At 72.2% G+C, this 13,804-nt stretch carries 12 protein-coding genes; 7 read left to right on the top strand and 5 right to left on the bottom strand.

Translation table 11 applies throughout. The features are described 5' to 3' along the window. The first annotated feature begins 30 nt into the window (after nucleotides 1–30). The 3 genes from YWW_RS33455 to YWW_RS0126995 all read left to right on the top strand — a co-directional run bounded on the left by YWW_RS33455 (nucleotide 31) and on the right by YWW_RS0126995 (nucleotide 2,247). Complete coding sequence (locus YWW_RS33455; RefSeq protein ID WP_051326382.1) at nucleotides 31–849, top strand: class I SAM-dependent methyltransferase; 819 nt, start codon at nucleotides 31–33, stop codon at nucleotides 847–849. Next, nucleotides 825–1,688, top strand: coding sequence for an SDR family NAD(P)-dependent oxidoreductase (locus tag YWW_RS0127000; RefSeq protein WP_051326381.1), 864 nt, complete (start codon nucleotides 825–827; stop codon nucleotides 1,686–1,688). The genes YWW_RS33455 and YWW_RS0127000 overlap by 25 nt, the downstream gene beginning before the upstream one ends. Before the next feature lie 76 nt (nucleotides 1,689–1,764). Beyond that, complete coding sequence (locus tag YWW_RS0126995) at nucleotides 1,765–2,247, top strand: anthrone oxygenase family protein (protein ID WP_026932511.1); 483 nt, start codon at nucleotides 1,765–1,767, stop codon at nucleotides 2,245–2,247. A 55-nt stretch (nucleotides 2,248–2,302) separates the two neighbouring features. Here YWW_RS0126995 and YWW_RS33450 read toward each other — a convergent pair whose 3' ends face one another. The 4 genes from YWW_RS33450 to YWW_RS0126970 all read right to left on the bottom strand — a co-directional run bounded on the left by YWW_RS33450 (nucleotide 2,303) and on the right by YWW_RS0126970 (nucleotide 6,062). Next, the gene (locus tag YWW_RS33450; RefSeq protein WP_211228719.1) at nucleotides 2,303–3,373 is read right to left on the bottom strand and encodes a pectate lyase family protein; all 1,071 of its coding nucleotides are present in this window, start codon (nucleotides 3,371–3,373) and stop codon (nucleotides 2,303–2,305) included. Nucleotides 3,374–3,538: 165 nt separating this feature from the next. Continuing rightward, nucleotides 3,539–4,366, bottom strand: a complete 828-nt coding sequence (locus YWW_RS0126985) for an SAM-dependent methyltransferase (protein WP_026932510.1) — start codon at nucleotides 4,364–4,366, stop codon at nucleotides 3,539–3,541. 328 nt (nucleotides 4,367–4,694) lie between these two features. Beyond that, nucleotides 4,695–5,207: an AAA family ATPase gene (locus YWW_RS33445; protein WP_051326380.1), complete on the bottom strand. Its 513-nt coding sequence runs from the start codon at nucleotides 5,205–5,207 to the stop codon at nucleotides 4,695–4,697. A gap of 48 nt (nucleotides 5,208–5,255) precedes the next feature. Beyond that, nucleotides 5,256–6,062, bottom strand: a complete 807-nt coding sequence (locus YWW_RS0126970) for a hypothetical protein (RefSeq protein ID WP_026932509.1) — start codon at nucleotides 6,060–6,062, stop codon at nucleotides 5,256–5,258. Nucleotides 6,063–6,183: 121 nt separating this feature from the next. Here YWW_RS0126970 and YWW_RS0126965 point away from each other — a divergent pair, with 121 nt between their 5' ends. Next, the gene (locus YWW_RS0126965) at nucleotides 6,184–8,076 is read left to right on the top strand and encodes a glycoside hydrolase family 3 protein (RefSeq protein ID WP_211228718.1); all 1,893 of its coding nucleotides are present in this window, start codon (nucleotides 6,184–6,186) and stop codon (nucleotides 8,074–8,076) included. An 8-nt stretch (nucleotides 8,077–8,084) separates the two neighbouring features. Here the strand turns inward: YWW_RS0126965 and YWW_RS0126960 are convergent, their stop codons facing one another. Further along, nucleotides 8,085–8,780 carry a cellulose binding domain-containing protein gene (locus YWW_RS0126960; RefSeq protein WP_026932507.1) on the bottom strand — a complete coding sequence of 232 codons (696 nt, stop codon included), beginning with the start codon at nucleotides 8,778–8,780 and terminating at the stop codon, nucleotides 8,085–8,087. Nucleotides 8,781–8,959: 179 nt separating this feature from the next. Here YWW_RS0126960 and YWW_RS0126955 point away from each other — a divergent pair, with 179 nt between their 5' ends. From YWW_RS0126955 to YWW_RS0126945, 3 genes are all read left to right on the top strand, one after another. Next, nucleotides 8,960–11,254: an FdhF/YdeP family oxidoreductase gene (locus YWW_RS0126955; protein WP_026932506.1), complete on the top strand. Its 2,295-nt coding sequence runs from the start codon at nucleotides 8,960–8,962 to the stop codon at nucleotides 11,252–11,254. Nucleotides 11,255–11,356: 102 nt separating this feature from the next. Next, complete coding sequence (gene fdhD, locus YWW_RS0126950) at nucleotides 11,357–12,193, top strand: formate dehydrogenase accessory sulfurtransferase FdhD (RefSeq protein ID WP_026932505.1); 837 nt, start codon at nucleotides 11,357–11,359, stop codon at nucleotides 12,191–12,193. A gap of 196 nt (nucleotides 12,194–12,389) precedes the next feature. Further along, nucleotides 12,390–13,724, top strand: a complete 1,335-nt coding sequence (locus YWW_RS0126945; RefSeq protein WP_035705159.1) for an extracellular catalytic domain type 1 short-chain-length polyhydroxyalkanoate depolymerase — start codon at nucleotides 12,390–12,392, stop codon at nucleotides 13,722–13,724. Nucleotides 13,725–13,804: the final 80 nt, after the last annotated feature.

Here is a 13,804-nt window from a genome sequence, read left to right as displayed (position 1 = left end):
CGGGCCGGACACCGATCGGCGAGGAGCGCGATGAGCGAGCAGACGACGAAGCGGCGGTTCCAGTCGGGCGAGAACTACCGGCGGGGAGCGGGGAACCTGAAGGCCCGCGAAGGGATCTTCTCCTACCGGCGCCCGCAGGTCGACATGCCGGGCATGGTCATCGACCGCATCGGGCCCGACCCGAAGCGCATCCTCGACGTCGGCTGCGGCAGCGGCAGGTACCTCCTCCGCCTGCGGGAGTCGTTCCCCGAGGCCGAGGTGATCGGCGTCGACCGCTCGCCGGGCATGCTCGAGGCCCTCCCGGAGCCGACCGTGCAGGCCGACGTGTGCGAGCTGCCGTTCGGGACCGGCTCGGCCGACGCGGTCCTGGCGATGCACATGCTCTACCACGTGCCCGAGCTCGAGACCGCGCTCGACGAGCTCGAACGCGTCCTCGCGCCGGGCGGCGTCCTGTTCGCCTCCACGCTCGCCTCCGACGACAGGCCCGAGTACACCGCGCTCTGGCGCGAGGCCACCCGGAAGGCGCTCGGCGCCGAGGCGAAAGTGGAGGACACGCACCGCGTCGTGCTGGACCACTTCTCCCAGGAGACGGCGCAGGCGATGCTGAGCGAGCGCTTCGCCTCGGTGCGGCTGCACGACCTCCCGGGCGTGATCGAACTGCCCGAGCCGGGCCCGCTGGTGGCGGCCTACCGCTCCACGTCCTCGTTCGTCGATCTGGAGGCCGAGGACTTCGAGCGCGTCATGGCGCAGATCGAAGCCGAGCTGGACCGCCACTTCGCCGCCGAGGACCTGTTCCGCATGACGGTCCACACCGGCATCCTCGAATGCCGAGACCCGCGCCGCCCGTGAACGCCCGGCTCGACGGCAGGACCGTCGTCGTGACCGGGGCCAGCGCCGGGATCGGCGCGGCGGCCGCCCGGCGCCTGGCCGCCATGGGCGCCACCGTGGCCGTCGTGGGGCGCTCGCCGGAGAAGACCGCCGCGGTGGCCGAGGCGATCGGCGCCCGCTCCCACCTCGCCGACTTCGCGCGGCTCGACGACGTCCGCGCCCTCGCCGCCGAACTCCTCGAGACCTACCCGCGCATCGACGTCCTGGCGAACAACGCGGGCGGCCTGTTCGCCCGCCGCCGCACCACCGTCGACGGGCACGAGATGACCATGCAGGTCAACCACCTCGCCCCCTTCCTGCTCACCGTGCTGCTGTTCGGGCGCCTGGCCGAGGCGCCGGACGCGCGCGTCGTCTCGACCGGCTCCATGGCCTACCGCGCCGGGCGCATCGACCTCGACGACCTCGACGGCGAGCGCCGCCGGTACAACCCGGCCGCCGCCTACAGCGCCTCGAAGCTCGCCACCGTCCTGTTCACCCGCGAGCTCGCCCGCCGCGCCGAAGGCACCGCGGTCACCGCCGCGGCCTTCCACCCCGGTTCGGTCGCCACCGAGGTCGCCCGCGACAACGCCCTGACCGGCTACCTCCTGGGCACCGGGCTCGCCAGGCTGCTCTTCGCCTCGCCCGAGCAGGGCGCCGAGCCGCTCGTCCGGCTCGTCGCCGCCGCCGATCCGCGGGCGGCCGACGGCGCGTACTTCAACCGGCTCGAACGCGAGGCGCCGAGGAACCGGCAGGCCCGCGACGGCGAGCTGGCCCGCCGGCTCTGGGAGCGCTCGGAGGCGCTCACCGGCGCCTCGCTCTGATGTCGCCGCCACCTGCCATGATGGACCCGTACCCGGCCGCGTCGGGCCGGGGCGGCCCCTGACGAGAGGACGACGCATGGAAACGCTTCGGACAGTGACGCTGGTGCTCGGCACCGTCAGCGTCGGCCTGGTCGCCGGGGTCTACTACGGATGGGCGGTCTCGGTCATGCCGGGCCTGGCCCGCACCGACGACCGGACCTTCGTGGCCGCCTTCCAGCAGATGGACAAGGCGATCGTCAGGGCGCCGTTCATCTCGATCTTCCTGGGCTCGCTGCTGCTCACCGCCGCGGCGGCCCTGCTCCACCTCGGATCCGAGCACCGCGACGGCCTGCCGTGGACGGCCGCGGCCTTCGTGCTCTACCTGCTCACCCTCATCACCACCGGGCGCTTCAACATCCCGCTCAACAACGCGCTCAAGGAAGCGGGCGACCCCGACAAGACCGACGTCGCCGCCGCCCGCGAGCGCTTCGACGCGGCGACGTGGGTGCGCTGGCACAACATCCGCACGGTGCTGTGCGTCTTCTCCCTCGTCTGCATGATCGTCGCCCTGATGCTGTGAGCGGCGGGCGGGCCCCAGGACCCGCCCGCCTCGAATAATGCTCCTATGGGGATGTTCAGCCGCCGATCCACTCCTGCGGCCCCGAGTACTCGGCGAGCATCGCCGGGACGTCCTCGGCCGGGTGGAGCGTGTACTCGTAGAAGTCGCCCGGGTCGAAGGCCGAGCCCCTGGTCTCCTGCCGTCCCTCGCATCCGTCGCAGATGCTGCCGCTTATGACGAGTTCCGCGGTCGAGTCGGGGTAGTAGGGGTCGGTCACGTTCTCGTAGTACGTGTTCTCGATGACCATCTTCGTGTGCCCGCGCGAGTAGTTGCCGTAGCCGCTGATGTTCTGCATGTAGTTGTTGTAGAGGTGGGCGTGGGCGATGTTGTCGCCGCTCGGGTTGCGCGGGCCGGTGTCGTGGATCCAGTTGTGGTGGATCGTGATCTCCGCGGTGACGTTGTCGGTCCAGCCGATGCCGAAGGCCTTGTTGCCCTCGCCGATCTCGTTCCAGGAGACGGTGAGGTTCGTGGTGTCCTCGCGGCTGTCGATGAGGCCGTCGTTCATGCGCGCGATCCGGTTGTGGTCGATCCACACGTTGCTCGCGCCGTCCATCTGGATGCCGTCGTAGTCGAAGTCCTTGTCGTCGGGGTCGTCCTCGGGCATCTGCGTGTCGCGGATGGTGAGGTTGCGGATGATGATGTTGTCGCTGCCCTCGATGATGAAGCCGCCCCCGACGATCTCGCCGGCGGTGCCGACGCCCACGACGGTCTTGTTCGAGGCGATCGCCATCTCGGTGCCCTTGGGGCTGATCTCGATCGCCCTGTCGACGCGGATGACGTACGGCTCCTCTGCGGAGAGGTAGCCCTCGAGTTCGGACTGGTTCGCGGCGGTGACGGTCTCGCCGCCCTCGCCGCCGGTGGTGCCCTCGGCGAAGCCCTCGAGCCGGTCCACGCCGTCGGGCATCTGCTGGGAGCCGCCGTCGCCGCTCGTGGTCGCGGCGGCGTCGTGGCCGTTCCAGGCGCTCAGCGTGGCCGCTGCGAGGACGGCGGCGAGGAGCGCCGCGACGGCCCAGGCGCGGTGCCGGGCGTACCGGGTGTCCGGCGCGCCGCCGTCTGCCGGGGCGACTGCGGAAGGTCGCGCTGTCATGGTCGGTGCCTTTCTCTGCGGGTCGCTGCGGGCGTCGCGCCGCAGCTCAGCGGTCCGGCGCCCATTATGTAAATCCATGTAAATATATAAGTGTAGTTGACACCGTTGACATGGGGAAGGCGGTCCGGCGCCCCGAACGGACCGCGGCACCGGAGAAGGCGGCGCTCACGCCTTCTTCGCGATGCCCGCCATCTGAGTCCGCTGGTACGGCTCGAGCTCCTCGACGGCGGGGACCGGCCCGTCGGGCTCGCCAGGGAACCACCTGGCGATGTACTCCAGGCCCGGCGGCACCATCTCCAGGCCCACGAAGTGCTCCCGCAGCCGCTCGACCGGCCGGATCCAGCCGTTGCCGAGCGTCTCCATGCTCGCCTTCGACAGCCGCCGCTGGGCCGGCTCGCCCGTGTCGGGCCACCCGGTGAGGAACAGGTGGCTGCCGGGCGCCAGCGGCTCCATCAGCGCCGCGATGATCTCCTCGGGGTGCTCGTGGTCGCTGATCTGCATTACCATCCCGACGATCATCACGGCCACCGGGCGCTCCAAGTCCAAGAAGGACCTGACGCCGGGGTGGCCCAGGACGCCCTCCGGGTCGCGCGCGTCGGCGGTGACGACGGTCGTGGAGTTGTCGACGGCCAGCAGCGCCCGGCCGTGCGAGAGCACCATCGGATCGTTGTCCACGTAGACCACCCGCGCGCCGGGGTCGATCTCCTGCGCGGCCTCGTGGGTGTTCGGCGCGGACGGCAGGCCGCAGCCGATGTCGAGGATCTGGTCGATCCCGGCCTCGCCCACCAGGTACCGCACGCCGCGGACGAGGGCGTGCCGGTTCTCGCGCACGCACTCGCCGATCTGCGGCAGGTGCCTGGCGAAGACCCCGGCGGCCTCGCGGTCGGCCTTGAAGTTGTCGCGGCCGCCGAGGATCGCGTCGTACACCCGGGCCGTGGACGGCACCGAGCTCTCGATGCCGTGGGGCGGCCAGTCTGCGGTTGCTGCTGTCAACGTCGAGGTTCCCATCGGCACGCACGGGGCACGGGCAGTGGCCCCGCCCGGGGGCGTTGCGCGCCGGCGGCCCCCGGGAGTTCGCGGGCACGGTGACCCGCCACGCCTGGGGGGCACCGCTTCAGGCTACTCCACGTTCCGCGCCGGTGCGCTCGAGCGCGGCGGCGGCGAGGCCGCCGATCCCTCCGCCGACCACGACCGCGGTCCCGCTGCGTCCGTGCATGGATCCGCTCCTCAGTTTCACGCCCTGACGTTTGTCAGCGGCATGGGACTCGGCGGCCCGGCGATCTACCGCTACTACGCCGGCCACGACGCCCTGGTCGCCGAGCTAACGCGGGCCGTCGTCGAGGCGCGGGACCGAGTCCACCCACTCCAGGATCCGCTCGGCGATGGCGCTCGGGGCCGCGTCGTCGGTCCGGACGACGTCGCCGAACAGCAGCCGGTACTCCCGGGCGTCCTCCAGGGCCCCTGCGATCTCGTCGTCGTCCCAGCCGCGCCCGCGCAGCCGCTCTGACCTGACCTCGTCCGAGCAGTCCAGCAGCAGATGGGCCGTGGCCCCTTCGACGTCCTCGGGCGTGTCGGGGCTCAGGAGCAGGACCGGATGCCCCGCCCGGCGCGGCATGTCCACGATCCGCCGCCACATCCGCCGGTAGGCCGGCCAGACCGGCCTCGCCTCGGGCACGGCGATCGGCACGCCCAGGAGGGCGCCGTCCTCCAGCAGCTCGTCGATGTCCATCACCACCAGGCCCGAGGCGGCGCCGAGCAGCGCCGACACCACGGAGGTCTTCCCGACCCCGGGCGCCCCGGAGACGGCGTAGAAGGGGGCCAAGGCGTCATCCATCCGACCAGTCTGACCGCCCGCCCCGCCTCGCGCAGCTCCATTACGCGCTCACATGGACGCCGCCATGTGCGCCTCGAGCAGCAGCGTCAGACCGGGGACGCCCGCCAGGTCCGCGTCGGCGGCGAAGCGGGCCGGATCGCGCCGCAGGTGCTCCCGCATGGCCGCGCGCGGCTCGTCGAAGTGGTCGACGGCCGCGTCCCAGTCGAGCTCCTCGATGGCGTACGGCTCCTCCAGAGCCTCACCCGAGAGCAGGAACTTGCGGAAGCTGCGCCAGCCGATGTCCGGGATCGCGCTGATCTTGCCGATCGAGCCGTCGCCGCGGAAGTCGCGGTGGACCATGAAGCCGTGGACGGCCCCGGCCCGGTCGAACTCGAAGGCCATGAGCGAGTGCGGCGCACCGCCGGATTCGAGGACGGGGGAGCAGGACCAGGCGGTGACCGGCGAGACCGGGTCGGCCAGCAGCGGCTCCCACGGCGGGGCCGGAACGCCCGCTTGATCAAGGCGTTCCATCTCGGCGGCGATGTAGCGCTGCGCGGGACCGGAGGCGATGACCTCGACGGCGCGCAGCAGCGCCGAGGCCGCCGCGTCGTCCTGGCGTCCGATGAGGACCGAGAACAGGGCGACACTGATCGCGTCCTCGCCGCCGGGGACGCACAGGAGCTCCGAGAACACCACCGCCCCTTGAACTTCGGCCTCGAATGGGTCGGCCAGGTTCAGCAGTTGCGGCGCGGCGCCGAGCGCCTTCTCGGCGACGGGACGCACCGCCGCGAGGGCCGCCTCGGCGTCGGCCTCGGACAGGTTGCCGGATGCCATGGCGTGCTCGACGCACAGGTGCGCCCGCAGGTTCGGTTCCATAGAGCCATTATCGGCGGGCCTCCCACCGACGGACGAGGGACGCGCGCTCCCCGCCGGAGAATCGCGTTCGGTATGGTCGAGGGAGGTTGGGGCCGCTTCGCTCGTCGCAAGGAGACCCGCCATGGGCGCATCCACCGCACGCCTCACCCGCTCCAGGCTCCTGATCGCCTTCACCGCCGTGATCGCCGCGGCACTCGTCGCCTGGTTCCTCGCCGTGCCCGACGAGGCCGAGGCCGAGCCCGCCTACCTCGACCCCTCCCTGCCCGTGGCCGAGCGCGTCGCGGACCTGCTGGGGCGCATGACCATCGAAGAGAAGGTCGGCCAGATGGCGCAGGCGCAGATCCCCGCCGTCGAGGACGATCCGGGCGCCGTCGGCGACTTCGGCCTCGGCTCGCTCCTGTCCGGCGGCAGCGAGGCCCTCCACGACACCCCCGAGGAATGGGCCGCCATGATCGACGGCTACCAGCGCGAAGCCCTCGACACGCGCCTGGGCATCCCGATGGTCTACGGCATCGACGCCGTGCACGGCAACGCGAGCCTGCCCGGCGCCACGATCTTCCCCCACAACATCGGCCTCGGCGCCGCCGCCGACCCGGACCTGGCCGAGCGGGCCGCGGCGATCACCGCGATCGAGACCCGCGCCGCGGGGATCCGCTGGACCTTCGCGCCGTGCCTGTGCGTCGCCCGCGACAGCCGCTGGGGCCGCACCTACGAGTCCTTCGGCGAGGACCCGGCGCTCGCCACCGCGATGGCCGACGACGTCGTCCGCGGCTACCAGGGGGAGGACCTCTCGCTGAACACCAGCGTCCTGGCCACCGCCAAGCACTACGTCGGCGACGGCGGCACCGCGTACGGCTCGTCCACGACCGGGTCCTACACCATCGACCAGGGTGTCACCGAGCTCAGCGAGGAGGAGCTGCGCCGGCTCCACCTCGAGCCCTTCAGGGCCGCCGTCGAGGCCGGCGTCGGCTCGGTCATGGCCTCGTTCTCCTCGACCGACCTCGGCGACGGCCCGCTCAAGGTCCACGCCGACGGCCACCTGCTCACCACCGTCCTCAAGGAAGAGCTGGGCTTCGAGGGCTTCGTCGTCTCCGACTGGGCGGCGATCTACCAGATCAGCGACGACTACTCGACCGCCGTGCGCGAGGCGGTCAACGCCGGGATCGACATGGTCATGGTGCCCGACGAGTACGAGGCGTTCATCTCCCAGCTCCTCGAGGAGGTCGATGCCGGGCGCGTCTCCGAAGACCGGATCGACGACGCCGTCTCCCGCATCCTCACCCAGAAGTTCGAGCTCGGCCTGTTCGAGCACCCCTTCGCCGACACGAGCCTCGCCGCCGAAGTCGGCTCCGCGGAGCACCGGGCCGTCGCCCGCGAGGCCGCCGCGGCCTCCCAGGTGCTGCTGCGCAACGAGAACGCGCTGCTGCCGCTGTCCGGTGAGGAGTCGATCTACGTGGCCGGATCGGGGGCGGACGCGCTCGGCCGCCAGCTGGGCGGCTGGTCCGGCACCTGGCAGGGCTCGGTCGACGCCGTCAACGAGGGGACGACGATCCTCGAAGGCATCGGCGAGGTCGCGCCGGAGGCGGCCGTCCAGTACAGCCCGACCGCGTCCGAGCCCCTCGACGGCCACGACGTCGGCATCGTCGCCGTGGCCGAGAATCCCTACGCCGAAGGCGTCGGCGACGTCGGGCCCGGCAACGCCCACGACATGAAACTGTCCGAACAGGACGCCGAGGCCGTCGAGCGGGTCTGCGGCGCCATGGACTGCGTCGTCATCGTCGTCTCCGGCCGTCCCGTGGAACTCGAAGGCCACCTCGACGGGGTCGACGCGCTCGTGGCCGCCTGGCTGCCAGGCAGCGAGGGAGCGGGCGTCGCCGATCCGCTGTTCGGCCACGTGCCCTACACCGGGACGCTCCCGGTGAGCTGGCCCGGGCTCGTCGCCGACGAGCCGGTCAACGTCGGCGACGCCGACTACGACCCGCTCTTCGCGTACGGCTTCGGCCTCCGGACCTGACCGGAACGCTAAGCGAAAGCGCTGCACGGCACCGTGTCCGGCAGCTCGACGTCGTCGTCGACGCTGCCCTGGAACCCCGCCTCCGCCGACGCGCCGCGCTCGATGTCGCTGTTCCAGCGCTCGGCCTCGTACCGGTCGCCGCCCTCGTGCTCCATGCCCCAGCTCCGGTAGACCTCGGTGCCGTCGATCGCCAGCTCGATCTCCCAGTCGTCGATGGGGCTCCCGCCGGTGTTGGCCACCTCGACCCACGCCTCGAAGTGCACCTCGCCCGAGTCCCGCCACTGGTTGCCGAGCCGCAGCGACGCCGTGCACTCGGCGCCCTCCGGTTCCGGCTCGGGCTCCGGCTCCGCTTCGGCGCCCCCGCCCCCGCCCCCGCCGCCGTCGTCCGGCTCGTCCGAGTCGCTCGGGGCCTCGGTCGAAGGCGAGGCGCCGGAGGCCGACGGCGAGGGCGCCGCGGTGCTCGCGCTCGCCTCCGACGACTCGGCGGCGGCCTCGCTCGAGGCGCTCTCGATCGGGAACCCGACCGTCGCCGAGTCCTCCCACGGCCAGACCGCGGACGGCTCCTCCTCGCTCTGGAACATCATGGGGCTGAACAGCCACACTGCCGCCACCGCCGCGGCCACCGACACCAGGGCCAGGATCGCGAGCAGGCGGCCGTGCAGCCGCCCGACCGGGGCCCGCGGCCCGTCGTCACCGTCGTCCATACCACCGCTCTCCGCCATACCGAGGCACCGCCGTAAAGCCTAGCGTGAACCGCATACCCGCTGGGTACGAGCTGTTTCGCCCGGGATTGGGCGGCGTGCGCGGATACGCGGCGAGCCACCGGGGCCGGGCGGGGCCGAGATCGCGGCCGAGGCACCGGATCCGCCTCTACACTGATCGGATGACCGAGGCCCCCATCGACGATCCCGCCCAGGACGCGCCCGAGGTCGGCCGCCCGAAGGACCGCGCCGCCGGGATGCCCGCCGTCGCCTCCTCGCTGCGGTTCGTCGGCTCCCAGGCCGGCGTGCGGCGCGGCCTGCCGCTGCTGCGCGCGATCAACCAGGTCGGCGGCTTCGACTGCCCCGGCTGCGCCTGGCCCGAACCCGGCCACCGGCACCCCGCCGAGTTCTGCGAGAACGGCGCGAAGGCCGTTGCCGAGGAGGCCACGCGCCTGACCGTCGGCCCCGAGTTCTTCGCCGCCCACTCGATGGACGAGCTGTCCGGCAGGTCCGGCTACTGGCTCGGGCAGCAGGGCCGCCTGACGCACCCGATGCACCTCGCCGAGGGGGCGAGCCACTATACGCCGGTCACGTGGGACGAGGCGTTCGCGCTCATCGCCGAGGAACTCGCCTCGCTCGACGCCCCGGACGGGGCCGCGTTCTACACCTCGGGTCGCACCGGCAACGAGGCGGCGTTCCTCTACCAGCTGTTCGCCCGCAGGTTCGGCACGAACAACCTGCCGGACTGCTCGAACATGTGCCACGAGTCCTCGGGCGCGGCCCTGAGCGAGACCATCGGGATCGGCAAGGGCAGCGTCGCCCTCGAAGACCTGTGGGCCGCCGACCTCGTCATCGTCGCGGGCCAGAACCCCGGCACCAACCACCCCAGGATGCTCACCGCCCTGGAGAAGGCCAAGCGCGCCGGGGCGAAGATCGTCACCGTCAACCCGCTGCCCGAGGCCGGGATGCGGCGGTTCAAGAACCCGCAGGCCGCGCGCGGCCTGGCCGGGCCCGGCACCGAGCTGACCGACCTGTTCCTCCAGATCCGCGTCGGCGGCGACCTCGCCCTGTTCAGTGTGCTGGGCCGGCTGCTGCTGCGCGCCGGCGCGATCGACCGCGACTTCATCGAGCGGTACACGCACGGCTTCGACGCCCTCGCCGCCCACCACGCGGCCGGTGACGACGCGGCGGCCATGGCCGATGCCGAGCGCCGCACCGGGCTCTCGGCGGTCGAGATCGAGCGGCTCCTGGCGATGATCTCGGCCTCCGAGAAGACCGTGGTCTGCTGGGCGATGGGCCTGACCCAGCACCGGCACGCCGTGCCGACCATCCGCGAGATCGTCAACCTCCTGCTGCTGCGCGGCGACATCGGCAAGCCGGGCGCGGGGGTGTGCCCGGTGCGCGGGCACTCGAACGTCCAGGGCGACAGGACGATGGGCATCTGGGAGCGGATGCCCGACCGCTTCCTCGACGCGCTGGGCACCGAGTTCGACTTCGCGCCGCCGCGCGACCCCGGACACGACACCGTGGACACGATCCGGGCGATGCGCGACGGGCGCGTCGGGGTCTTCTTCGCGATGGGCGGCAACTTCGTCGCCGCCACGCCCGACACCGAGGCCACCGAGGCGGCGATGCGCCGCTGCCGCCTGACGGTGCACGTCTCCACCAAGCTCAACCGCTCGCACGTCGTCACCGGCGCCCGTGCGCTGATCCTGCCCGCCTTGGGCCGCACCGACGTCGACCTCCAGGCGAGCGGCGAGCAGTTCGTCACCGTCGAGGACTCGATGGGCGTCGTCCACGCCTCCAGCGGGAAGGTGCCGCCCCTCGGCGAGCAGATGCGCTCCGAAGTGGCGATCGTGTGCGGCCTGGCGCGCGCGGTGCTCGGCGACGACGACGGCGTCCCCTGGGAGGACTTCACGGCCGACTACGACCTGATCCGCGACCGGATCGAACGCGTCGTCCCCGGCTTCGAGGACTACAACGCGCGCGCCCGCGAAGCGGGCGGCTTCGCGCTGCCGCACGCCCCGAGGGACGAGCGCGCCTTCCCCACGGCCACCGGCAAGGCCAACTTCACGGTCAACCCGGTGACCTCGCCCGAGGCGGGGGAGGGGCGGCTGCTGCTCCAGACGCTGCGCAGCCACGACCAGTTCAACACCACGATCTACGGCCTCGACGACCGCTACCGGGGCATCCGCCACGGCAGGCGCGTGGTGCTCGTCCACCCCGAGGACGCCGCGGAGCTGGGGCTCGCCGACGGCGCCTACTGTGACCTGGTGAGCGAGTGGAAGGGCACCGAGCGCCGCGCGCCGCACTTCAAGGTCGTCCACTACCCGACCGCCCGCGGCTGCGCGGCGGCGTACTACCCGGAGACGAACGTGCTGGTCCCGCTCGACTCGGTGGCCGAGACCAGCAACACCCCCACCTCGAAGTCCATCGTCGTCCGCTTCGAGGCCGACAGCGGCCCCGCCGCGGACTGAGCGCTGCTCGACCCTCCTGGACCGAGGTATCGTCGAGCGCGGCCCCGCCCGCTCCGGGCCGGGGCCGCGATCCGCCCGACGCGACGGAAGGAGACCACCGCGATGGGACGCGTGACCGCCCGCCGGAAGGTCGTGCGCTTCTCCGGCCCTCGCCGCTCCGAGCGGGTCGACACGCTCATCGTCGAGGAGCCGCTCGAGCTGCGCGTCGGCGGCGAGTCGCTGATGGTCACCATGCGCACGCCCGGCGACGACTTCGACCTGGCCGCCGGGTTCCTCGTCTCCGAGGGCGCCGTCGCCGCCTCCGGCGACATCGAGACCATGAGGTTCTGCGCCGGAACGGACGAGACCGGCGCGAACACCTACAACCTCCTCGACATCCGCCTGACCCCCGGCGTCGAGGTCCCCTCCGCCGCGAAGCGGCTGTTCACCACGACCGCCGCCTGCGGCGTCTGCGGCAAGGAGTCCGTCGAGGACATCCGCACCCGGGCCCGCTGGTCGGTCGCCGAGGACCCGCTCCGGCTCGCCCCCGAGACCCTCGCGGCGCTCCCCGACCGCCTCAGGGCCGCCCAGCGCCTGTTCGACAAGACCGGCGGCCTCCACGCCGCCGGGCTCTTCACCGCCGACGGCGAGCTCATCGCCGCCCGCGAGGACGTCGGCCGCCACAACGCCGTCGACAAGCTCATCGGCCGGGCCCTGCGCGAGGACCGCCTGCCGCTGCGCGAGACCGTCCTGGTGGTCTCCGGCCGGGCCTCCTTCGAGCTCGTCCAGAAGGCCGTCATGGCCGGCGTTCCCGCGCTCGCCGCCGTCTCGGCCCCCTCCTCCCTGGCCGCCGAGCTCGCCGCCGAGGCCGGCCTCACCCTCGCGGGCTTCCTGCGCGGCGACACGATGAACGTCTACGCCCGCCCCGACCGCGTCGCGGACGGCCCCTCGTCGGGTTGACGACAAGGGGGATCGCTCCACTTGCTCATCGACATAGATCGATATAGCCTGTGTAGACCCTCACTGAAATTTTCATCGAAACTTTCGGTACCGGTGGTGGAGACCTTTCGCCGCAGGCGGTGCGCCCCGCACCGACCGGACGGGACCCCGACCGTCGACGATGGATCGAAGCCGCCGGCCAGAACAGGAATACCCCATGACACCAACGATCCGACTGCCGCGGCGCGCCCTCGTCGCCGTGGCGACAGCCGTGTTCGTCGTGGCGGGCGCGCTCCTCGCGCTCGCGGCGCCGAACCATGCCGAGGCCCAGCAGGGCCCCCTGCCGACCGGGCAGCTGACCCAGGTGACGAACTTCGGCACCAATCCCGGCAACCTCGAGATGTACGCGTACGTGCCGAACAATGTGGACCCGAACCCGGCGCTGCTGGTGGCCGCGCACTACTGCACCGGCTCGGCGCAGGCGTTCTACAGCGGCACCGAGTACGCCGCCCTGGCCGACCAGCACGGCTACATCGTCGTCTACCCCTCGGTGACGCGCAGCAGCAAGTGCTTCGACGTCTCCTCCCCGCAGGCGCTGACCCACGGCGGCGGCAGCGACCCGGTGAGCATCAAGTCCATGGTCGACTGGATCGGCGCCAACTACGCCCTCGACACCGAGCGGGTCTTCGCCACCGGCGTCTCCTCGGGCGCGATGATGACCAACGTCCTCCTCGGCGTCTACCCCGACGTCTTCGCGGGCGGCTCGGCCTTCGCGGGCGTGCCGTTCGCGTGCTTCGCGACGACCAACGGCTCGGAGTGGAACTCCGAGTGCGCCAACGGCCAGATCGACCGCACCCCCCAACAGTGGGGCGACCTGGTGCGCGGCGCCTACCCCGGTTACAGCGGCGAGCGGCCGCGGATGCAGCTGTGGCACGGCACCGCCGACGACACCCTGCGCTACCCGAACTTCAACGAGGCGATCGAGCAGTGGACGAACGTCCACGGCGTGAGCCAGACGCCGTCCTCCACCGACTACCCGCAGTCGAACTGGACGCGCACCCGCTACGGCGGCACCGGCTCACAGGCGCCGGTCGAGGCCATCAGCCTCCAGGGCACGGGCCACAACCTCATGACGAGCGGCATGGCCGCCAGGGTCATCGAGTTCTTCGGCCTGGACGAGGACTCGGGCCCGACCGACCCGCCGGACGACACGACGCCGCCCGACGACGACACCACTCCGCCGCCCACCGGCGGGGAGGGCTGCACGGCCGTGATCGACGTCGTCAACGACTGGGGCTCGGGCTGGCAGGGCAACGTGCTCATCACGGCCGGCGACAGCGCCATCAGCGGCTGGACGCTCACGTGGACGTGGCCGGGCGGCCAGAGCATCACGAGCTCGTGGAACGCGGATGTCAGCTCGAGCGGCTCCGCGGTGACCGCGGGCGACGTCGGCTGGAACGGCTCCATCGCCTCCGGTCAGACGATGAACGCCTGGGGCTTCGTCGGCTCCGGCGCGAGCGCCTCGCCGCAGGTGACCTGCACCCCCGCATAGGGATCCAGAAGAAGACGGGCCGGAGGCGCGAAGCGCCTCCGGCCCGCCGCGTCCGCCGGAGTGTCGCCGACACCTATGGG

This window comes from Glycomyces tenuis DSM 44171 (genome assembly GCF_000427885.1).
Lineage (GTDB): Bacteria > Actinomycetota > Actinomycetes > Mycobacteriales > Micromonosporaceae > Glycomyces > Glycomyces tenuis.
Note: the sequence above shows the minus strand (reverse complement) of the source record. Positions and strands in the feature narration are given on the sequence as shown.

Bases quoted from the DNA above. Each gene is read 5' to 3' on its own strand.
- fdhD (WP_026932505.1), top strand. From the start codon at position 11,357: ATGGGACGCGTGACCGCCCGCCGGAAGGTCGTGCGCTTCTCCGGCCCT.
- YWW_RS33445 (WP_051326380.1), bottom strand. From the start codon at position 5,207: ATGGATGACGCCTTGGCCCCCTTCTACGCCGTCTCCGGGGCGCCCGGG.
- YWW_RS0126965 (WP_211228718.1), top strand. From the start codon at position 6,184: ATGGGCGCATCCACCGCACGCCTCACCCGCTCCAGGCTCCTGATCGCC.
- YWW_RS0127000 (WP_051326381.1), top strand. From the start codon at position 825: ATGCCGAGACCCGCGCCGCCCGTGAACGCCCGGCTCGACGGCAGGACC.
- YWW_RS0126970 (WP_026932509.1), bottom strand. From the start codon at position 6,062: ATGGAACCGAACCTGCGGGCGCACCTGTGCGTCGAGCACGCCATGGCA.
- YWW_RS0126955 (WP_026932506.1), top strand. From the start codon at position 8,960: ATGACCGAGGCCCCCATCGACGATCCCGCCCAGGACGCGCCCGAGGTC.
- YWW_RS0126995 (WP_026932511.1), top strand. From the start codon at position 1,765: ATGGAAACGCTTCGGACAGTGACGCTGGTGCTCGGCACCGTCAGCGTC.
- YWW_RS0126960 (WP_026932507.1), bottom strand. From the start codon at position 8,780: ATGGACGACGGTGACGACGGGCCGCGGGCCCCGGTCGGGCGGCTGCAC.
- YWW_RS0126945 (WP_035705159.1), top strand. From the start codon at position 12,390: ATGACACCAACGATCCGACTGCCGCGGCGCGCCCTCGTCGCCGTGGCG.
- YWW_RS33450 (WP_211228719.1), bottom strand. From the start codon at position 3,373: ATGACAGCGCGACCTTCCGCAGTCGCCCCGGCAGACGGCGGCGCGCCG.
- YWW_RS33455 (WP_051326382.1), top strand. From the start codon at position 31: ATGAGCGAGCAGACGACGAAGCGGCGGTTCCAGTCGGGCGAGAACTAC.